The sequence below is a fragment of the Novacetimonas cocois genome, assembly GCF_003311635.1.
In the GTDB taxonomy this organism is placed as follows: Bacteria; Pseudomonadota; Alphaproteobacteria; order Acetobacterales; family Acetobacteraceae; genus Novacetimonas; species Novacetimonas cocois.
Genome location: NZ_QEXL01000005.1, coordinates 150701 through 171292 on the forward strand (window position 1 = coordinate 150701; position 20592 = coordinate 171292).

Sequence of the window (20592 nt, forward strand, 5' to 3'; positions counted from 1 at the left end):
GGGCTATTGCGCAGTGCCCTGCATGCGATATCTGGCCGCGTGGCGTTCCCTTAAGGCCAGTTCCTCATATTTGATACGCTGGCGCATCCAGTTCAGCATGCCGGAAAAGGTCACGACTGTGATGCCCACGAAGGTCCAGCCATCAAGGGACTGATGAAACAGGAAATAGCTGAAGGCCACGGCCCACAGCATCTGGCTGTACTGCGGAAGTGCGACGCGGTTGGCGGGCGCGCGTGCGGTCGCCATCATCATCAGAAGCTGCCCCAGCGCCGCCAGGAACCCGTATCCGAACAGAAAGAACCATGTTTTCAGCCCGTGGGGCCAGTGGGCATGGCCCAGCATCAGCAGCCCGTCACCCACCAGGGGTCCGAAAAGGCTGGATCCGAACAGGGAAAGGCGCGGGGTATTCGTCCCCGCCAGCCGGTAGGCGATCACCCCCACCGCGTTCGCCACCGCCGCGACCAGGGCGCACAGATGTCCCAGATGAAGCGCGCGCATGCCCGGCCGCAGGACAATCAGGACCCCGACGAACCCCAGGATGACCGACGCCCACGCCCATGGCGAAACCTTCTCCTTCAGCAGGCCGACGGACAGGATGGTTACAAAAAGCGGCATGAGGAACATCAGCGAGAGGGCTTCGGGCATGGGCAGAAGCATGAAGGCCTCCACGCTGGCGGCCGTCGCGACGAACGTGGCTATTGCCCGCACCATCCACATGGCCGGACGCTGGGGGGAGAATATGTCCAGATAGGACTCATCCTTCTTGCGGATGAAGGGAATGATCAGGAAACCGAAGACACCGCCGGAAAATGCGACCTCAAAGGGATCAAGCTGACCGGCCAGCAGCTTTGAATAGGCATCGCTGATTGAAAATGATGAAAATGCCGCGAAAGCCAGCATCATACCGGAAGAGAGAAAGGACATTTTCATCTGCTTCACCCACGTAATATTCCCAGACGGGAATTACGGTGAAGCATATTCCAGAACCAGTGCTGTCATGCAATCCCTGCCATGCAGGAAGGGACCTCATGTCGTCTGTCGTTTTTAAATTCCACGGAAGACGTGCCCGCAAATAAATGATTGATAAAAAATCACAAAAGTGGCCGGATACCGCCATTTTCAAAAAGGCGACGTCCCGTGGGGCTTTTTTCCAAAAAGCTTCACCAGAAGCATCTTCATGGGATCGCAGGGTTTTCGTGCGCGATTTCTGAAATGCTCTTCAAGACAATCAGGATATATGGATGCTGATAATAATAACCCCTGCCACCCATGAAAGGATGGCAGGGGCATGACAGGCTATATTCTGACGGCAGGTCAGTCCGCAGACTTGCGACCGAAAATATAACTCGCCACCGAGGCCGCCGCCAGTATCAGCAGTCCGTAAACCTTGCACGAGGTCGGAATCTTGTTTTCATGAAGCGTGACCTCGCCCTTCAGTCCGGCAAGGTGTTCCGAAATCTGCTTGTGCAGGTCGGCCTTATGCTGATGGAGGGATTTTTCCAGATGCTTCGTGATGTCCTGAAGGTCTTCCGGGCTCAGTTTCCGTAGGTTTTCAGCAGCGCTCATGGTCCAGTTGATCCTGTTCTTGCTCGTTCGGTTCGCCCGTGGATTTATCGGGCGTCGCTTTCGATATTGGTCCCGCCTGACAGGATTTCAAGAAGGGGGCACCCGATCGTGGCCTGTCGATGGCGCCGGATTTTTGCCCCGTCCCGGACGGGGCGGCATGGTCCGCATGGGGGAATGGCGCGATACGCTCTGGATAACAGGGGACGAACCGGCTAGAAACAGCGGGGTCAGGATCCGCAGACAGACGAGGCGATGCATTGTTAGAGAAACTTCAGCAGATCAACGATGATCGTTCACTGATGGTGAATGTCGGGGTGTGCTTCTGCGTGATTGTCATGATGGGTCTGGGAAACCTGTTCTGCCGCTTCGTGCTGCATACCGACATGACCTATCTGATGCCATGGCTGCTGGCCGGCGTGGTCGCCTATTTCTTTGTCCCGTGCCTTGTCCTGTGGATCGCGACAGGCAGGCCGCCCGGAAAATCATGAGGGAACACGATTTTCCGGTAACCGCCTGAAGCCGCGTTACATGGAAATCTTCTCGTCCTGTCCCTGATCGGCCGGCGGGGGCAGGGGACGCGACGTGTCGACATGCGCGGGCTTGCCGGCGGGCGGGACGGAAACGGACCCGATGCCGTCAATCTGCTTGCTCAGCGATGCCGGCGCCTGCGTCAGCTTGACCGAACCCGCCCCGTCGATCGAAACGTTGGCATGGCCGGTCGGACCCGCCTTGACCGAACCCGCGCCATCGATGGAGGCATCCAGATCCGTCATCTGCATGGCCGCAAGGTCAATGGACCCTGCGCCATCCAGTGACAGCTTGACATTGTCGGCCCGTCCGTTCCCCTTGACGCTGGCCGCGCCATTTACCTCCAGCGTAAGGGTGGGTTGATGGTAATCATGTAAATACAGCGACCCAAAACCATTGAATTTCAGGGTATTGAGTTCCGGCGCCGTGATGGTGACGGTCAGTTTCCTGCTGTGCCAGCCGAAATTGATATTATGGGTCAAGCTGTTGTTGATGCCCAGGCTGTCCCCATCCAGCGTGACGGCACGCACCATGCGTTCCGATCCCGCGACGGTGATGCTGCTGAGCGGTCCCTGCTGATAGACCACGCGCGCCGGCAGGTCGATTTCCAGCACATGCCCGCCCTGCCACGGCAGGACACGGGTCTCGGCAGGTGAGGTGGTATCGTCATCCGCCACGTCAAACGTGAGGAACGGAAAACCCATCGGCGCGCGGGACGATGCGACACCGAAACATGCAAGTGAAAGGGCGGCCCCGCCCACTGCGATCATTGTAATACCGCGGATCATGACTGTAATTCCTTACGATCAGGCAGGAAGAGAGGGTGCTATCAGTCGATAGTGCGCGCGACCGTAGCGGACGAGGAGATTGACCATTCCAATGGTGAAGAGAACACACATCGCCATGAGCGACGCGCCGCCACTTGCCGTTCCCAGGCTGACCAGCAGGCTCTGAAGCCAGTCGCCGCCAAAGGGGCCGATGTTGACGATCGCCAGCGGCAGGAGAAGGCTGCCGACCAGGCAGAAGGCGATTCCGACAAGGAAGAATGCCAGGTCCAGCGCGGCCAGCGCCAACAGGACCGGCAGCACGATCAGAAGGTCGAGTGCCGCCAGACCGAATACCCCCACGATCGCGCCCAGCGCGTTCGTCAGGCTCCGCTCGTCCTCCCATCGGCGCAGCCCCGTTTCGGCCCGCAATTCACGGGCCAGCCGCACCGGGTCGCCCAGGCCGGCGGCAATATCGCTGTCGGACCGGCCCTGTGCCTGTCCCTCATCAAAATGTGCTTCGTACTCAGAAAGAATATCATCAGCCACATGGCGCGGCAGGCCCTTCAGGCTGGCGCGCAACTGGTCAAGGAACATCTGTCTGCTGTTCATGGCCGTATGTTCCCGGTGTTTTTCTGCACGGTGAGCGAGGTTGTCCCGCTCGTGTCTGCGGGTGAAGAGGAAGACGGTTCAGTGGTCGTGTCGGATGCGGGTGGCGCGTCAAGGATGGCGGACACCGCGCGGGTAAAGGTGGTCCATGCCGTGCGCTGTGCACGCAGGCTTTCATGTCCCTTTTCCGTCAGGGCATAGTATTTTCGCGGCGGACCGGACGATGATTCCACAAAATACGTGGAAACAAGGCCATCTTTCTGCATCCGCCGCATAAGGGGATAGATGGTGCCTTCGCCCATCTCTATCGCCTCGGACAGTCGGCTTGCGATGTCATAGCCGTAGGAATCGGCCTGCGACAGCAGGGCCAGCACGCACAGCTCCAGCACGCCTTTCTTGAATTGAACAAGGTTTGGTTCCACGGCCTTTCCAGTTTTCAGACCGTTCGCACACCCTTTTCAGGGACGTCCGATTCCGGTTCGTAAGCATCCATAGACAGCTACCTTATATCCATAGGAACAATGCATTGCAAGGTAGCTGTTTTAAAATCCGTGCTTGGCAATCAACGCATTGCAATAAAAGGATATTTTTATGGAATTCACTTCCGTTTCCCGATTCCATTCGATGATGGAGGTGCCCTGTGGTTGATCCTTCAGGACGCCGCGCCACTACATGGGACGCATGCAGGGGCTTTCCCACGGGGCGGGCAGATGCTTAATCTGCTTAGATGAAACCGGTTCCCACAGGTAGTTCCCCCATTCGCCGCCTGCGCAGGCCAGGAGTGAGCGTCCCCATGCTGATGCTGGCTGCCCTGTCGGCATGCGCCGGTCCTGTCAGCGTGCGGCAGGTCTCTCTCGTGGAAAGCTATCGCGACACGTCGCGCAGCGCGCTGCAGGGACATGGGCTGAGCAACGATACGCGGATCGTCCTGCGTCGGCATGGCCTGACGACGGACCATCCCGATCGCGCCATTGCCGTCCTGCGCGCGCAGGCGCGGGCGGATGACGAACTGGCGGACATATTGTTCGCGCTGTCGGAACTCAGCTACCGGCAGGGGTTGCGTCATCACAGGGCGGAAGATTTTCTTGCCGCCGCGATTTACGCCTATGCCTTTCTGCAGCCGGGGCAGGGGGATGGTCCCAGCGCGTATGATCCACGCTTCCGGCAGGCCGCCGACTTCTACAATCTTGGGCTGACGGCGGCTTTTCCCGCGCCCGTTTCCATTGTCACGCAAAACCGCGCCCTGCCGTTTGGGGATATCGCGCTTGTCGCCGATCCGACGCAACTGCGCTGGCATGGCCGTGTGCTGGAGGGGTTCCGTCCCACGGCCACGCTTGCCGTCCATGGTATCGGCAATGTCTATCGCACCCCCGGACTTGGCGAGGCCCTGACGGCGCGCGGACGGCCCGAAGGCGGCGCGTCCGATGCGAAAGAAGGCAGCCATCTGTTCGATGTTTCCAGCCGCATGCGCGTTCCCGCCAGCATGCTGCTGGAAATGGATGATCCGCGCGGGCAGGTGCTGACGGGTCATCTGCAGGGACGGCTGCTGCTGCGTGTCATGGATGACAGCAGCGCGGATGGTGTCCTTGCCCCCGCCGCGTATGACCAGACCGCCGCGCGTGCCCTGAGCCTGCGGGAGACGGCGTTATGGACCAAGGAATATCGCGGCTTTTTCGACGGCACCACCTATGACGGGACACAGCCGCGGCTGGTGGCCATGACGCCGCATCGGCCGGGGAACATGCCGGTGGTATTCATTCACGGTACCGCGTCCAGCCCGTACCGCTGGGCCGGCATGGTCAATGACCTGCTGGAAAATCCGAAAATCCGCGATCATTTCGATTTCTGGTTTTTTTCCTATGCCACCAGTAATCCCATCCCGTATTCCGCATGGCAGCTGCGCCGGGCGATTACACAGGCGGTGGACAGCCTTGGCGGGGTAAAGGCCGATCCGGCGCTGGGACACATCACGCTGGTGGGACACAGCCAGGGCGGCCTGCTGGCGCGCATGCTGGTCATCAACCCCGGTGACAGGCTGTGGGATGGCACCGCGGGGCGGCCCCTTTCAGCCTTCCGTCTGAACGAGCGGACCCGGCAGCTGATTGAGGAAACGATGTTCCCCAGACCCATGCCGGAAATCCAGCGCGTGGTCTTTATCGCAACGCCACAGCACGGCAGCTATCTTGCCGGAATGTCGCTGGCGCAGATGGTCGGGGGAATGGCGAGCCTGCCCCTGCGGGTCAGCGAAACGGCGCGTGAAATCGTAACCGGGGCGGGGGACAGCACGCATCCCGACAACCGGGTGCCACGACTGGGTAGCGTATATGCCATGTCCCCACGCAGCCCGTTCATGCGCACGCTGCCCACCATTCCCATCGTGCCGGGCGTGCATACCCATTCCATCATCCCGGTCTGTGGCACGGGAAATCCGCTGTCGCGCGCCGATGACGGGGTGGTCTCGTATGCCAGCGCGCACATTCCGGGAGTGGATTCCGAACTCGTCGTCCGTCATTCGGAACATTCCACGCAATCCAATCCCTTCACGATTGCAGAGGTGCAGCGCATCCTCCTGCTCCAGCTGGCGCAAAATCCGATGGATATCCGTCCAGCCCGTCCCGTTGTGGCCCGGCCTGCTCCGGCGCGACCTGTCGTGGCCACGCGATGACAGGCTTGCGCGCGATGCGCTGGCGGTGGGCGGGCGTATGGTGCGGGCGTGTGGCATGGGGGATGCTGGGCCTGCTTGGGGCGGCGGCGCTGTATTATTCCACGCTCCAGCCCGATATGCTCAGGCTGGGGCTGTCTGTGGCATTCCCGCTGCTGATGTACGGGACGGCATGGGTGCGGCCCGTCCGGTGGGGACATGCATTCAGGGCGGCCCTCGTCCTCGGGCTGACGGGATGGTACGTGACGGACCCGCCGCGAAATGACCGCATATGGGCGCAGGAATACGCTATCCCCGCCGATGCCTGGCAGGAGGGGAATGACATCCACGTGCGGCATGTGCGCAATTTCCGGTATCATACCCCCACCAGCTATATCCCCGCATGGTATGACGCCACCTATCGGCTGGACGGATTGCAGAGCGTCGATCTTGTTACCTCGTACTGGGCGGGGGATGCGATCGCACATGTCTTCCTCAGCTTCGGCTTTTCGGATGGGCGGCATCTGGCGATTTCCATCGAAACGCGGCGTCAGGCACGCTTTGCCTATTCCACGATCGCCGGGTTTTTCCATCATTACGAACTGTTCTATGTCACGGCGGATGAGCGCGACCTGATCGGGGTGCGGACCGATATCCGGCATGAACGCGTCTATCTCTACCGGCTGAACCTGTCGCCGGAGGTGCGGGAGCATCTGTTCCTGAGCTATGTGAACGCGATTCATGACCTGATCGGCCATCCGCAATGGTACAATACCCTGACGGACAACTGCACCACCGGCATTCTTGCCCGCGCCGGGGCGCGCCTGCGCTACCGGCTGGACTGGCGCGTGATCCTGAGCGGACATACCGCCGCGATGGCATATGACATGGACCTGCTGGGACCTTATGACCGCTCCCGCCTGCCGGATTTCAGTGCCCTGCATGCGGCCAGCAGGATCATCCGCCCGCCAGGTGCCACGCTGGGGCCGGATTATTCACGTGACATCAGGGCGCACCTTCCACCGCCCGAGGGACCGGCAGAACCCTGAGACAGGGCAGGGGAAAGGGGACACTGGCGGGAATGGTCCCGGTTACAGGCATCCCGCCTGCGTCCGCGTGCGCTGCTGACGGCGCGCCAGCATCCGCCACCCATCGAACAGGCATATGAAGAACACGCCGGTCATGAGGCTTGCCAGGGCGGTCATGCGCTCCGTCGGGTCAAGCAGCATCGCCGCGAAAACGATGCCGATGCCGCCGATGCTCAGATACCCCTGCCAGTTGCGGCCGGCGGCATTTTCCCCGCGCATCAGCAGGAGGTAGCTGAACGCGATCATCATGTACACCAGCAGGATCACTCCGCCGCTACAGCTCAGCAGGAAGGAAAAAAGCAGGTTGGGCGACAGGACCGAGCACAGTGCCACAACCAGTCCGGCAAGCGCGCTGGCACCAAGGGCAAGCCGTGGCGCGCCCTGTCGGGAACGCAGGGCCAGCACGGCGGGCGCGTTCCCGCCACGCGCCAGTTCCGAAAGGATGCGCGACGTGATGTAAAGGCTGGAATTGAGGCATGACAGGATCGCGCTGAAGACCACCAGCCGCATGATCGTGGCGGCCCCCGGCACGCCCATGACCGTCATGGCGGCCACGAAGGGTGATTTTCCCGGCACCACATGATCCCATGGCACAATGGCGAGCACCAGCATGACGGACGCCAGATAGAAGATGGTGACCCTGACCCCGATGCTGCGTGTCACGCGGGCGACGCCTGCCTGCGGGTTCGCGGATTCCGCCGCCGCGACCGTCGCGACCTCCGACCCGATCATGCTGAACATGATCGTCGGGATCACCGCCAGCACGACGGTAATCCCGTTGGGCGCCAGTCCCCCATGCCCTACATAGTTCGCCCCGACCGGCAGGCGCGGGCCGAACAGGTGCAGCACGAAGCCCACGCCCATGACGACAAACAGGAGGATGCTTGCGACCTTCGTCAGGGAGAGCCAGAATTCACACTCCCCGAACACATCGACGGAACACAGGTTGACCGCCATCAGCACGAGGATGATCCCGATGGCGAGCATGTATGGGGGCAGTCCGGTCCATTCCTGCAGAAGGAGGCCGCCGGCAATCGCCTCGCTCCCCATCGCCACGACCCAGAAAAACCAGTACATCCAGCCCGCGACAAATCCCCATCTGTTGCCGTATGCCGCGCGGATATATTCGACAAACGACCCCCGCCCCGGCTGGCGCATCACCATTTCGCCAAGCATCCGCATGACCACCATGACAAGACCGCCGCACAGGACATAGGCCAGCAGGACAGCCGGCCCCGCGATGGCGATGGCGGAACTGCTGCCGACAAACAGGCCGGCCCCGATCACGCCCCCCAGGGCGATCATGGCGATATGGCGGTTCTTGAGCGTATGGCCGGAAACGGTATCGCGCGTCATCAAACATCCTTCATGGGTCACGTGACGATGACAGGCGATACATGGCTTTTCCCGTCCGCGATGGCGGTGATGGGGCGGGGCGTCCTGTCATGTCCGTGTTACGGGGACGCTATCAGCTTGCGTGGCATCTGTCCAAAACCGTAACGTAATTCCCCTGATGGCGCCTTATGTTTCCGGATGGAGGCGCTGTCGCGTGCAACGCTTTACAGGCCGCATCCCGCCGGTCCGCGCAACGGGTGCGCCACGTATGCGCGTGGCAAATTCTTTGACCCTGCATGGCGCGTATAATATGATCCGCAGGATTTTATACGCCTGTCTCATGACCGCATGTCCTGCCGCGCATGCGCCGGACAGTATATGAAGGGACATGTTCATGACCCGGACCGACAATGTCTGATTCCAGCGGGTTTTCCAGTTTCATGGCACGGGGCCGGCGTCGGTTTGCGATCGGGGATGCGGTGATCGGGAAAGCGCCTGCCGGGGAAAAAGCATATGCTGCCATCCTGCATCTTTGATGTGGAGACCGACCAGAAACGTGGCGCTGCGTCCCTGGTGGTGGGGGAGGCGCTGCGTAACGCCATCCTGACGGGCCAGCTGCCAGCGGGGCAGGCATTGCCGCAATCCGAACTGGCGGGCGGGTTCGGCACCAGCATCATTCCGGTAAGGGAGGCGCTGAAACGGCTGGAGGCCGAGGGGCTGGTGGCTTTCATGCCCAACCGGGGCGCGATGGTCACCGGGATGAGCGAACAGGATATCGTCGAATATTCCGAAATACGCGCCTCGCTGGAGGAAATGGCAGCGCGCCATGCCGTCAGCCACATGTCGCGCATGGACCTCGCCCGGGTGGAGGACGCGTATGATGCCTTTGTCGAAGGGGCGGCCAACGCAACCAGCCGGCACGATTCAGGCGACCTGAACCGGGCCTTTCACAACGCCATCTATGTCGCGGCGCAACGCCCGCGGCTGCTTGAGATGATTGACGACCTGCATGTAAGGCTCAATCGCTATATCCGCAGTCATCTTGAGCTTGAGGGGCGAAAGCTCGTCACCGACAGGGAACATGAAGGGATCATGCAGGCCTGTCGCCGGCGCGACGCCGAGGAGGTCGCCCGGCTGACGCGCCAGCATATCCTTGAGGCCGCCGATATTTCGGTGAAAGTCATCCGCGAACGGGCGCAGGGCTGAAACCCGGCAGCGGGATTGCCTGCCGCACCTGACGGAACGACGCCCGTTTCGGCCTGCTAAAACCACGGTCGGGCTGTCGCACGAAACCTCCATCAGACATCCTGCGTATCCAGCAGAGAAGTTTTTGGTGAAGCTTTTTGCAAAAAGCTTCAGGGACTGTCGCCGTTGCGCAGGAAGGCTGTTCCCGGAAATTTTTATTCTTATCAAAGACCTGCTTCGAAAAACCTTTCACGTCCGTCTGCTGCTTTCATCTGCGGGCCGCGACGATGGAGGCGAAAAATATGCTATGAATTTTCAAATCATATAATATCCTGACATTCTTATATCATTCGGGCGCCCTTCCTGCCCCCATCATCTGTCTGGAATCTTTATCGTGCTGTTTTTTAAAGATTTTTCTGGTCCAGTGGAGACTCCATCCCCCCTGCGGCAACGGATAACCGATGCGCTGCGCCGTCCCGAAGGCGAATGCGTCGCCGCACTGACCCCTGCCGCGACACTGGCCCCGGACGAAGCCACGCAGGTGACGGCCCTTGCGACGCGCCTGACCGAAGGGCTGCGCCGCAACCGCCGTCCGGGCGGGGTCGAGGCACTGGTGCAGGAATTCTCCCTTTCCTCGGCCGAAGGCGTGGCGCTCATGTGTCTGGCGGAGGCATTGCTGCGCATTCCGGACAATGCCACGCGGGACGCGCTGATCCGTGACAAGATCGGGTCGGGCGACTGGATGGCGCACATTTCGCGTGACCGTCCCCTGTTCGCCAATGCCGCCGCATGGGGCATGCTGGTGACGGGCCGCCTGACGCAGGCCGCCGGGCATGATCCAGCGGGCCTTGCGGATACGCTCAGGGCACTGGTGGCGCGTGGCGCCGAACCTGTCATCCGCAGGGCCGTGGACGTGGCGATGCGGATGATGGGCGAACAGTTCGTCGTGGGCGAGACGATCGAGGCCGCTCTGAAAACCAGCGAGAAGCTGGAAGCCAGGGGTTTCCGCTATTCCTATGACATGCTGGGGGAGGCGGCGCTGACGGCGCAGGACGCCGAACGTTACCGGCAGGATTACGTGACCGCCATCCATGCCATCGGGCGGAACGCGCGCGGGGCGAATGTCTATGAACGTCCCGGCATCTCCATCAAGCTGTCGGCGCTGCACCCGCGGTACAGCCGCGCCCAGCGGGAGCGCGTGATGACGGAACTCCTGCCCGTGGTGATCGAACTGACCGTGCTGGCGCGGCAGTATGACATCGGCCTCAATATCGATGCGGAAGAAAGCGAACGCCTGGAACTGTCGCTCGACCTGCTGGAGGGACTGTGTCAGGAACCGGCGCTGCAGGGCTGGAACGGTATCGGTTTCGTGGTGCAGGCCTATGGCCGGCGCGCGCCAATGGTGCTGGATTTCATAATCGACCTGGCGCGCCGCACCGGACATCGCCTGATGGTGCGCCTTGTGAAGGGCGCATACTGGGACAGCGAGATCAAGAAAGCCCAGATCGACGGCGTGAAGGACTTTCCGGTCTATACCCGCAAGGTGCATACCGACATCAGCTATATCGCGTGCGCGCGGAAACTGCTGGATGCGCGCGATGTGATCTTTCCACAGTTCGCCACCCATAACGCCCGTACGCTTGCCACCATCTACACATTGGCGGGCAAGGAATTCCATGTCGGTTCCTATGAATTCCAGTGCCTGCACGGCATGGGCGAACCCCTGTACGGGGAGGTCGTGGGGCCGGAGCATCTGGACCGTCCCGCCCGCATCTATGCGCCCGTCGGAACCCATGAAACGTTGCTGGCCTATCTGGTGCGTCGTCTGCTGGAAAACGGGGCGAACTCCTCCTTTGTCAACCAGATCGGGGATGAACGGGTTCCCGTTTCCACGCTGGTGGCCGACCCGGTGGCGATCGCCCACGCCATCGTCCCGTATGGCAGCCCCAATCCCGCGATTGCAGCCCCCCCGGACATGTTCGCGCCATCCCGGCGCAATTCTGCCGGGCTGGACCTCAATGACGAAAACAGCCTCGCGGCGCTGGGCAGGGGGCTGGCGGCGTCGGCCGCGCAGTGGACGTGTGGGCCGATGCTTGCCGTACCGATCCCGGCGGGACAGGCACGCGATGTCTGCAATCCGGCCGACCGGCGCGACAGGGTGGGAACATGGACGCCCGCTGATTCTGCCGTAATTCCCGCTGTCGTGGACAGTGCGACAAAAGGGGCGGCGACGTGGGTGGCCAAGTCCGCGACCATACGGGCCGAAATACTGGAACGGGCTGCCGACCTGATGGAGGCGCGACGCGACGCGCTGCTTGGCCTGATCGTGCGAGAAGCCGGAAAGTCCTTTCCCAATGCGATTGCCGAAATTCGGGAGGCCGTTGATTTCCTGCGCTATTACGCGGCACAGATCCGCGATGGTTTCGACAGCGCCACGCATGTTCCGCTGGGGGTGGTCGCGTGCATCAGTCCGTGGAACTTCCCGCTGGCGATTTTCACCGGACAGGTGGCCGCAGCCCTTGCCGCCGGGAACAGCGTCATCGCCAAACCGGCGGAGGAAACGCCCCTGATCGCGGCACAGGCCGTCGTCATCATGCATGAGGCGGGCGTGCCCGTTGACGTATTGCAACTGCTGCCCGGCGATGGCGACGTGGGGGCGGCACTGGTCGGGGCGGCACAGGTCGCAGGCGTGATGTTCACCGGCTCGACAATGGTGGCGCAGTCGATAAACCGGCAGCTGTGCGGACGTCGCGACCATGCAGGCCAGCCCGTGCCGCTGATTGCCGAAACGGGCGGCCAGAACGCCATGATCATCGATTCCTCCGCCCTGGCCGAACAGGTCGTCACCGATGTTGTCGCTTCCGCCTTCGACAGCGCGGGGCAGAGGTGTTCGGCCCTGCGCATCCTGTGCGTGCAGGAGGACTGTGCCGATCATGTGCTGACCATGCTGCGTGGCGCGATGCGTGAGCTGCGGCTGGGCAATCCCGCCATGCTGTCCACCGATGTCGGTCCCGTCATCACGCCGGATGCTGCTGATGGAATACGCAGCCATATCCATGCCCTGCGGGGCAGGGGGGCGCCGGTCTTTTCCGTGCCTGTGCCGGGGGACTGCGATCAGGGCAGCTTCGTGCCGCCGACGCTGATCGGGATTGATTCCATTTCGGATCTGGGGCCGGAAGTATTCGGGCCTGTCCTGCATGTGCTGCGTTATCGTCGGGAAACACTGGACAGGGTGATCGATGACATCAATGCGCTGGGCTATGGTCTGACGGGGGGGCTGCATACCCGCATCGATTCCACGGTCCGGCATGTCACCCGGCGGCTGAATGCGGGGAACCTGTATGTCAACCGCAATACGATCGGCGCCGTGGTGGGGGTGCAGCCCTTTGGCGGGCGGGGCCTGTCGGGAACCGGGCCAAAGGCTGGCGGTCCGCTGATCCTGCGCCGCCTTGTGGCGCGATGTCCCGCTTTCAGCAGCCTGCCGGGCATGGAAGCAGGCGAAACGCCCGCCTTCATGCAGACGTGGCATGACTGGCTTCTGGGGCAGGGTTACGGTGATGTCGCCCGCCATGTCGCCAGCATGATGAAAATCCCCCTGACCGGTGCGGAAATGAAACTTCCCGGCCCGGTCGGGGAGGAAAACGTCTATCGCCTGATGCCGCGTGGCAACGTGCTGTGCGTGGGTGGCGGAACGCGCGAGGCGCTGCTGAAGGCGGTGTCATTGGCCCTTTCGGGTGGCAATACGGTATTCGTTGCAGGAGCGCAGGCCGAGACAGCGTGGCTGTCGGCGCTTCCCCCACAGATCGCAACACGCGTCCGTCATGCCCCCGATATCCACCAGCAGACCTGTGCCGTGGTGATCGGGACGCAGGATGACGGGAATTTTCAGGAAATCACGCGCAGTCTTGCCCAGGGCACGGGTGCGATTGCCTCTGTCTTCCTCATGAACGATGACGGGCCGGGGCGTGAGTTCCTGATGGAAGAGCAGTGCTGCAGCACGAACACGGCGGCGGCAGGTGGCAATGCCAGCCTGATGTCGGTCGGATAGGTCAGGAAACAGGGCATCCGGTCAGAAGAATGCCCTGAGAGGAGGCTCCGGCAGGCATGGATGATTGCGGTGCACTCCATGCCTGTCTCTGATTGCGGTGGGCGGTACCTGAACGATTTAATTTCCGGGACTGTCCCGGACGATCGCATCCATCAGTTCAAGCGCGTTTTGCGTGGCGGCGCCATAGGTGGTGTTGTCGTAAATCGTCCAGACATCAATGCCGCGCGCGTCAAGCGAAGTGACGACTTTCGCATGGGCTTCGATGGCGTCCTTCCCATAGGCTGATTCATAGATACGCGGGGAGCCGTGCAGCCGGAAATAGGCAAGGCCGCTCCACCCTCCGGGCTGTGCCGCTGGCGGCGGCCTGGCCGGGTCCGCCGCGACCCGCGATACCTGCCGCCTTTGCAGCATGTGATCGACCGTCGGCTGGAACCAGCTGGCATGCCGTGGTTCCAGAACAACCGCGCCAGCGATCGCGGCCTTCAGATCATCAAGGAAACGTTCGGCAACGTCTCCGGGATAGGCGAAGCTTGGCGGAAGCTGGACCAGAATGGGGCCGCGTTTGTCGCCCAGGCCATCCGTTTCCTCGGCAAAGCGAACAATGAGCGCACCGCAGTCGATCAGGCGGCGTTCATGCGTGATCGCCTTTGGCAGCTTGACGGAAAAGCGGAATCCGGGCGGCACGCTTGCGGCCCAGCGTTCATAGGTGGCGCGCCGGTGCGGGCGATAGAAGCTGCTGTTGATCTCGACGGCCGGGAAGCGTGCGCCATAGCGTTCAAGATGCGTGCCGGTCGTGGGAAACTGCCCGGTAAGCGCGGAAGGGATCGACCAGCCGGCAACGCCGATGCGAATGGACATGAACGTTTCCCCCTGTGACGTACATTGATGAATGACGCCATTTTCGAAAGGAACGGTCAAATTCCACTCCGTATGAAACAGGTCGGCCTCCCGCATAAGGTCCTGTCCGCCTGTTGCCGTTCATGCATCCGCGGGAAGGCATTGGCCCCGGTTATCCCGGGGCGGTTCGGTCAGAATGTAATGCCGGTTTCAAAGTCCACGATAAGCGGATTGCGGTAACGGTTGGTTCCCCCGGTGCTCCAGATATACTGCGCGCCCGGCCTGATCAGAAGCCAGGGAGTGGGACGCCAGCCATAGTTCAGTTCGATGGCGGGTTCGCCGGAGGGTTTGTATATGTCGGTCGCGCCCGTGGCCTGTATGTCGCGCACCCAGTTTGTCAGCTTGCGGTTGACCCACAGCATTTTCATGCCAAAGCTGACGGTATCATTGGGACGGTCCGGGAACGTTCCCTTGCGGGTGATGCCCGCATCCACGAAATAGGGCGCAACGGAGGTGCGAGGATCGCCCCATGTGAAGGAAGCGAAGAACGATGTGCCCCTGCGCGCATCATTGCTGTCACGTTCCAGCATCCGGTCGAACTGGAACCATCCGCCAAAGCGTCCCCGCACGTTGGCGACAGGCGCGACGGCAAGGTAGCGGGCGGCGATATCGAAGGTTCCCAGATGGGAATAGACATTTTTGACCTCCGACGTATCCCAGTAGCCACCAATCTTGATGTTGGTCTGAAGCGGGCCGGAATAATCGTCCTTGCCCCCCCGATGCCAGACAAGCTGGAAGGGGATGAAGGTGCCGATTGCATCATGAAGGTTCATTTTCCAGCCATTATGGGTATTGGCGATGGAAGGATCGACCGAATAGACGCCGAACTGGATGGAATAATGATTATTTCCCGCAGGGTAAAACTTTACCCACGCACCCGGATGGGCCGTCGGATAGTAACTGTAGCCGGAGTTGTAGGCAATCGACTGGGGCATGCCGCAGATCGCATTGCTCTGGAACTGGCAGTAGTTGTTCATGCCCCAGTATATGGACCATGTTTCAAAGTCCGTTTCGGCATTTATTTCGCCGACATTTGTCGAGACATAACGATTCCAGGGCATTTCCCATGCCAGCAGCGTCAGGCGCACGGTGGGCGAGCCATAGATTTCCTGCGGGCTGTCAAGTGCGGGAAGTGTCTCGCCAAGTCCCTTGCCCGCGCGGGACGTCACGGTAAAATGGAACAGGCCCAGTTGCAGGCCCGTCAGTTTCTTGAGGTTGAAATCCACATTGATGCCTATTTCATGGGCGTAACGGACATCCTTGGACTTGCCGCCCATGGGATTTCCGGCACTGTCCTGAAAATAATGCCCGGTTATGGTGACGCCCTTGTCAATCAGCCATGTCCGCCTGCCGGCCCAGTTCCCGGTCATGGTATCCTGCGTCAGCCAGTCATGGAAGCTGGCTGGAAAAAAGCTGTTCTCGGTCGTATCCGACACGACGGCTGGCTCCCGCTCGCCCGCATGGAGGTTGACGACTGGCAGTTGCGTGGGCTGGATGGTTTTCGTCGGATTGGGGGCATAAAACCTGCGACGGTTATTCAATGAAGACGGAGTTGTCGTCGCGGGCTGGGTATTTGTCTGTGTCTGGACCTGGGTCGCCTGGACCCGGGTCTGTGAAACGGTAACGGGACGTTCCTGCGCATGGCTGTCGAGCGGATGGAAAAAAACGGTTGCCATGATGGAGGAAATCAGGGCTGCGGTTCCTGCCCACCTGCCGGCAGGACCCTGCCTGTGCTGTAGGCAGGCTGGTTCTGTCTTCGCGCTGTCCGGCTGCCTTGCGTCATTCATGCCGGAAGGGGGAAGATAATCACGGTTGATCCATTGATATTCCGTGACGTTCAACGGGACTTGCGCGGGGCTGAGGCGCGCTTTCGTTCCTGACAGGAATTCCAGGGAAGGAAATTTCCGTTTCGATTCCTGATATATCTGGTGTCTCTGGTATGCCATTTTATCTCCACTTTTATTATTGTTTTGTGGGATATGAGATCAGCTTTGATGAGACGGGGGCGGAACATATACATGCAACCGCATGGGACAATGCACGACATGAAGGCCGCGCATTGCAGTCTTGAGAAAAAATATTTGCAGTATGAAAGTATTATTTCAGTTTGTTTGTCGAGTATTTCAAGTTCGCCTGAACCATGTCTGTTTCATGGAAAAAGTTTGAATTCCACAATACTCTTCAGAAAACTTACAGATATTCCGGCAGGACTGGTCCCGAAGACTGTTTGAAAATCCTGCCTCCGGGACATTCCAAAAATCAGAAAGAAGTTTTTTTAGTAAAGATTTTCAAAATATTTGAAGAACATCATACTTAAAAAAGATGTTTCCTGAAAACGTCCGTTATGTTTTCAAACATTCCATCAGGATATCATGCATTTCCACGTATGAGATCCGCCGCCCGCTCCGCTATCATGATGGTGGGTGCATTTGTATTGGAACCGATAAGGGAGGGCATGACCGAACTGTCGCAGATACGAATGCCATCCAGACCATGAATACGTAAATCGGGATCAACGACGGAAATCGTGTCCCGTCCCATCTTGCACGTGCAGGTCGGGTGATACGATGTCCGGCCATGTTCACGTGCATAATCCTGCAACGTTTCCTGTGTTGGAGTATTTCCATTAAAAAAGCAGATTTTATCGATATATTTACGAAGGGAGTGCTGATTGAACATATCAAGGCTGAGCTTTATGCCCTCGCACGACACGCGCAGGTCATCCGGATCGGCAAGGAAGTTCGGATCGACAATCGGCTTGTCGGCCGGATTGGCCGAACGCAGCTTTACGCTGCCACGTGATTTCGGACGTAGCGTATAGCTGTTCAGCGTAATGCCCGACGTGCCCTTTGGCACGGAACTGACGCCTGCTTCCGCGCCAGCACCGGCAAGGAAATGGAATTGCAGATCCGGGCAGGTGGCCTTGTGATCCGAATACCAGAAGGCACCGGCTTCCACCACGTTGGACGTTACGGGGCCGGAATTGAACATGGCATATTGCAGACCGGCCCACAGCATCCAGTATTTCTTGTCATATTTGTTGAAGCTGTCGTTATGTTTGAGCTGCGCTATGATATCAATACCGAAATGGTCCTGCAGGTTCTCTCCCACCCCCGGCAGGTCCTGCACCACGCGTATGTTGTGCTGCCGCAGATGGGACCCCGGCCCGACGCCCGACAGCATCAGCAGCTTGGGCGTGCCGATGGCCCCGGATGTCACGATAATTTCCTGTTCCGCCAGCAGGGTATGCGTCCGGCCCCGCACGGCGTATTCGACGCCCGTGGCGCGGGAGCCGGTAAACAGGATGCGAAGCACCAGGGCATTGGTGATGACATGCAGGTTCTTGCGTTTCAGGGCCGGGCGCAGATATCCCCGTACCGTGGAGCAGCGACGGTTATCGCGGATCGTCATCTGGTAAATGCCGGCCCCTTCCTGTGTCGGGCCGTTGAAATCGGGATTGTACGGAATGCCCATTTCCTGACAGCTCTGCACGAAGGCGCGGCTGACCGGATGGGGCGTGGACAGGTTGGAAACGCCAAGCGGCCCGTCCGTTCCATGCCATGAACCGGCAAGAAACGTATTTCCTTCCGAACGCAGCAGGTATTTCTGGACATCCTTGAATCCCCAGCCTTCGGCGCCTTCTTCCACCCATCGGTCATAATCGGAAGGATGGCCCCGGGTATAGACCTCGGCATTGATGGAGGATCCGCCCCCCAGAACCTTGGCCTGCACATAGGGTATCTTCCGGTTGTTGGCGTGCTTTTGCGGCACGGTCGTCAATCCCCACGTCAGCGGCCCTGTCGTCATCTTGGCAAAGCCGATGGGCATGTGAATGAGGGGATTGGTATCGCGCTGCCCCGCTTCGATCAGGCACACCCGGGCGCAGGGATTGTCGGACAGAAGGGTGGCAAGAACGCATCCAGCCGATCCGCCCCCCACGACGATGTAATCAAACCCCTGCATCATGATGAAATCCAGTGCGAACGTTCGCCAGTATCGATATGGACGGATTTGGCCTGGGTATATTCCTCGACCCCCAGAAGTCCCGTTTCCCGGCCCCAGCCCGACTGCTTGAAGCCACCGGTCGGCGTTTCCGGGCCGCCCGCCATGATGGTGTTGACCCAGAAACGCCCGGCCCGAACGCGTCGCGTGACGTCCAGCGCGTGATTGATGTTGCGCGACCAGACCGAGGCCGCCAGTCCATAGACCGTGTCGTTCGCCATCGCGATGGCTTCATCCAGCGTGTCGAAATGGAAAGATGACAGGACCGGGCCGAATATTTCCTCCCGCGCGATGGTCATGGACGGTGTAACCCCCGAAAACAGCGTCGGCGCGATAAAGCGTCCACCGCCGCACTGCAGGGCATTGCCCCCGACCACGACCCTGGCACCTTCCGCCTTGCCCTTGGCGATGTAGTTGAGGATCGTGTCATTCTGGGCGGCCGTGGTGATGGCGCCAACCTGCGTCTGCGGGTCGAACGGGTCGCCGACACGGATTTTCTTCATCTTCTCGGCCAGCAGATTTTCGAACTTTTCCGCGACCGAACGTTCGACGATCAGACGGCTGGAGGAGACACAGCATTGTCCGGTATTGAAACTGATGCCAAAGGCCACGCCATCCGCCGCGTCCTCAAGATTGGCGTCGGCAAACACGATGATGGGGTTCTTGCCGCCTAGTTCCAGCCCCAGTTTCTTGAGGTTACTGTCGGCCGACGCACGCACGCATGATCGCCCCACGGCGGTCGAGCCGGTAAATGACAGCATATCCACGTCCGGATGTTCCGTCAGCGCCCGGCCGATGCTGCTTCCGGTTCCGGTCACCACGTTATAGACACCTGCGGGGAGGCCTGCCCCGGCAAGGATGTCCGCAAGGATCAGCGTCGTAGCACTTGTCATTTCTGAAGGCTTGACCACCAGCGTACAGCCCGAGGCCAGGATGAACGGCACCCGTTCGCACAGGATCAGGAAGGGAAAATTCCACGGCGTGATCAATCCTACCACCCCGACCGGCTCACGCAGCACCATGCCGAACAGGCTGTCGCCAAGGTTGTTGAAGCTTTCGCCATGCAGAAGCCGCGCGGCCCCCGCTGCCGTTTCGAAACAGGCGACGCAGTGATCGATTTCGCCCCGTGCCTGGGAAATCGGCTTGCCGTTTTCAAGTACTTCCCACGTGGCAATTTCCTCACGGCGCTGACGTATCCCTTCGGCCGCCCGCAGCAGCACGGCGGCACGCGCCCCACCCGCCAGACCGGACCATCGCCGGTCTTCGAATGCTTCGCGTGCGGCGGCAACGGCATCATTGACATCCTCGGGCGTGCAGCGGGACGTGCGTGTGACCGGTATGTCGTGACTGGGGGAGTTGCGTTCGAACAGGTCGCGGTCCCCACGCCATCCACCATTGATAAAGAAACCGAATTCGCGCGGGGTTTCGGGTAATGCGACCCCGTGTCTCGTTTCGTGCATTGACGGCCTCTCTGTTATTCTGATCCGCCCATTCCGTGCATGGCGGATGCGTGATCTGTGACCTGAAACAACGTGTCCCGAAGTTGGGTAAAAGCGCCCGGATTCCATGAACGAAATGGAAATACAGTCGTTGCATGCGGTATTTTATGTAACGGGAAGGAATTACGCCGCCGTTTCAGGAACAGGCGCGCGCGGACACTTGCATGCCGACGCGGCGCGATGGATTTTCCCCAGGGATTACACGAAGACGTTCGTGCCTGTATGCCGCCTGTCGTGAACCGGGGAAAACAATCATTGGTCGATGTCCTGTATTTTTGATTTGTGTCTGGCCGCGTTCTGGCAACCGCACTTGTTTTTTTGGAACGACATCATCCAGATGCACCATCTGGTTACGTATGTGATAGAGCGTCGTGCCGACAGGGTTAATTCATATTTATGTGATATATTTCAGGGATACCGCAAACAATGT

15 protein-coding genes are annotated in these 20592 nt (G+C 60.1%); 5 read left to right on the plus strand and 10 right to left on the minus strand.

The genetic code is table 11. From position 1 onward, the window contains the following. Positions 1-3: 3 nt before the first annotated feature. Entirely contained in the window at positions 4-930 is a 927-nt protein-coding gene (locus NJLHNGOC_RS05245) for a DMT family transporter (protein WP_113595432.1), read from the minus strand. Between the two features lie 384 nt (positions 931-1314). Then, positions 1315-1566 (minus strand): hypothetical protein, encoded by a 252-nt coding sequence (locus NJLHNGOC_RS05250; protein WP_110530957.1) that lies wholly within the window; start codon positions 1564-1566, stop codon positions 1315-1317. A gap of 257 nt (positions 1567-1823) precedes the next feature. Here NJLHNGOC_RS05250 and NJLHNGOC_RS05255 point away from each other — a divergent pair, with 257 nt between their 5' ends. Then, positions 1824-2054, plus strand: a complete 231-nt coding sequence (locus tag NJLHNGOC_RS05255) for a hypothetical protein (protein WP_239019329.1) — start codon at positions 1824-1826, stop codon at positions 2052-2054. Between the two features lie 36 nt (positions 2055-2090). On the opposite strand, the gene NJLHNGOC_RS05260 is transcribed toward NJLHNGOC_RS05255, so the two are convergent. Genes NJLHNGOC_RS05260 through NJLHNGOC_RS05270 form a run of 3 tightly spaced genes read right to left on the minus strand, consistent with a single transcriptional unit; the run spans position 2091 to position 3889 of the window. Beyond that, entirely contained in the window at positions 2091-2882 is a 792-nt protein-coding gene (locus NJLHNGOC_RS05260) for a GIN domain-containing protein (protein WP_113595433.1), read from the minus strand. Positions 2883-2900: 18 nt separating this feature from the next. Continuing rightward, a complete protein-coding gene (locus NJLHNGOC_RS05265) occupies positions 2901-3470 on the minus strand; it encodes a DUF1700 domain-containing protein (RefSeq protein WP_113595434.1) in 570 nt (189 codons plus the stop codon). After that, entirely contained in the window at positions 3467-3889 is a 423-nt protein-coding gene (locus NJLHNGOC_RS05270; RefSeq protein ID WP_113595435.1) for a PadR family transcriptional regulator, read from the minus strand. The genes NJLHNGOC_RS05265 and NJLHNGOC_RS05270 overlap by 4 nt, the downstream gene beginning before the upstream one ends. A 371-nt stretch (positions 3890-4260) precedes the next feature. Here NJLHNGOC_RS05270 and NJLHNGOC_RS05275 point away from each other — a divergent pair, with 371 nt between their 5' ends. After that, positions 4261-6132 carry an esterase/lipase family protein gene (locus NJLHNGOC_RS05275; RefSeq protein ID WP_239021352.1) on the plus strand — a complete coding sequence of 624 codons (1872 nt, stop codon included), beginning with the start codon at positions 4261-4263 and terminating at the stop codon, positions 6130-6132. A gap of 14 nt (positions 6133-6146) precedes the next feature. Beyond that, positions 6147-7157, plus strand: a complete 1011-nt coding sequence (locus tag NJLHNGOC_RS05280; RefSeq protein ID WP_113595436.1) for an Lnb N-terminal periplasmic domain-containing protein — start codon at positions 6147-6149, stop codon at positions 7155-7157. A 42-nt stretch (positions 7158-7199) separates the two neighbouring features. Here NJLHNGOC_RS05280 and NJLHNGOC_RS05285 read toward each other — a convergent pair whose 3' ends face one another. Then, positions 7200-8552: an amino acid permease gene (locus NJLHNGOC_RS05285; protein WP_113595437.1), complete on the minus strand. Its 1353-nt coding sequence runs from the start codon at positions 8550-8552 to the stop codon at positions 7200-7202. A gap of 492 nt (positions 8553-9044) precedes the next feature. Here NJLHNGOC_RS05285 and NJLHNGOC_RS05290 point away from each other — a divergent pair, with 492 nt between their 5' ends. Continuing rightward, complete coding sequence (locus NJLHNGOC_RS05290; protein ID WP_113595438.1) at positions 9045-9737, plus strand: GntR family transcriptional regulator; 693 nt, start codon at positions 9045-9047, stop codon at positions 9735-9737. 373 nt (positions 9738-10110) lie between these two features. Next, positions 10111-13764, plus strand: a complete 3654-nt coding sequence (gene putA / locus NJLHNGOC_RS05295; protein ID WP_113595439.1) for a bifunctional proline dehydrogenase/L-glutamate gamma-semialdehyde dehydrogenase PutA — start codon at positions 10111-10113, stop codon at positions 13762-13764. A gap of 117 nt (positions 13765-13881) precedes the next feature. Here putA and NJLHNGOC_RS05300 read toward each other — a convergent pair whose 3' ends face one another. The 4 genes from NJLHNGOC_RS05300 to NJLHNGOC_RS05315 form a co-directional block, all read right to left on the minus strand. Then, on the minus strand, positions 13882-14622 hold the full coding sequence (locus NJLHNGOC_RS05300; RefSeq protein WP_113595476.1) for a DUF72 domain-containing protein: 741 nt from the start codon (positions 14620-14622) through the stop codon (positions 13882-13884). A 170-nt stretch (positions 14623-14792) separates the two neighbouring features. Then, positions 14793-16337: a carbohydrate porin gene (locus NJLHNGOC_RS05305; protein WP_113595440.1), complete on the minus strand. Its 1545-nt coding sequence runs from the start codon at positions 16335-16337 to the stop codon at positions 14793-14795. Between the two features lie 694 nt (positions 16338-17031). Further along, positions 17032-18627 (minus strand): GMC family oxidoreductase, encoded by a 1596-nt coding sequence (locus NJLHNGOC_RS05310; RefSeq protein ID WP_165837851.1) that lies wholly within the window; start codon positions 18625-18627, stop codon positions 17032-17034. Continuing rightward, positions 18624-20123, minus strand: a complete 1500-nt coding sequence (locus NJLHNGOC_RS05315) for an aldehyde dehydrogenase family protein (RefSeq protein ID WP_113595441.1) — start codon at positions 20121-20123, stop codon at positions 18624-18626. Before NJLHNGOC_RS05315 ends, NJLHNGOC_RS05310 begins: the two co-directional genes overlap by 4 nt. Positions 20124-20592 lie beyond the last annotated feature (469 nt).

What these genes read in the sequence shown, in the direction of transcription:
- NJLHNGOC_RS05245 (WP_113595432.1), bottom strand. Translation starts at nt 930, where the DNA reads ATGAAAATGTCCTTTCTCTCTTCCGGTATGATGCTGGCTTTCGCGGCA.
- NJLHNGOC_RS05250 (WP_110530957.1), bottom strand. Translation starts at nt 1,566, where the DNA reads ATGAGCGCTGCTGAAAACCTACGGAAACTGAGCCCGGAAGACCTTCAG.
- NJLHNGOC_RS05260 (WP_113595433.1), bottom strand. Translation starts at nt 2,882, where the DNA reads ATGATCCGCGGTATTACAATGATCGCAGTGGGCGGGGCCGCCCTTTCA.
- NJLHNGOC_RS05265 (WP_113595434.1), bottom strand. Translation starts at nt 3,470, where the DNA reads ATGAACAGCAGACAGATGTTCCTTGACCAGTTGCGCGCCAGCCTGAAG.
- NJLHNGOC_RS05275 (WP_239021352.1), top strand. Translation starts at nt 4,261, where the DNA reads ATGCTGATGCTGGCTGCCCTGTCGGCATGCGCCGGTCCTGTCAGCGTG.
- NJLHNGOC_RS05280 (WP_113595436.1), top strand. Translation starts at nt 6,147, where the DNA reads ATGCGCTGGCGGTGGGCGGGCGTATGGTGCGGGCGTGTGGCATGGGGG.
- NJLHNGOC_RS05285 (WP_113595437.1), bottom strand. Translation starts at nt 8,552, where the DNA reads ATGACGCGCGATACCGTTTCCGGCCATACGCTCAAGAACCGCCATATC.
- NJLHNGOC_RS05290 (WP_113595438.1), top strand. Translation starts at nt 9,045, where the DNA reads ATGCTGCCATCCTGCATCTTTGATGTGGAGACCGACCAGAAACGTGGC.
- NJLHNGOC_RS05300 (WP_113595476.1), bottom strand. Translation starts at nt 14,622, where the DNA reads ATGTCCATTCGCATCGGCGTTGCCGGCTGGTCGATCCCTTCCGCGCTT.
- NJLHNGOC_RS05305 (WP_113595440.1), bottom strand. Translation starts at nt 16,337, where the DNA reads ATGGCAACCGTTTTTTTCCATCCGCTCGACAGCCATGCGCAGGAACGT.
- NJLHNGOC_RS05310 (WP_165837851.1), bottom strand. Translation starts at nt 18,627, where the DNA reads ATGATGCAGGGGTTTGATTACATCGTCGTGGGGGGCGGATCGGCTGGA.
- NJLHNGOC_RS05315 (WP_113595441.1), bottom strand. Translation starts at nt 20,123, where the DNA reads ATGCACGAAACGAGACACGGGGTCGCATTACCCGAAACCCCGCGCGAA.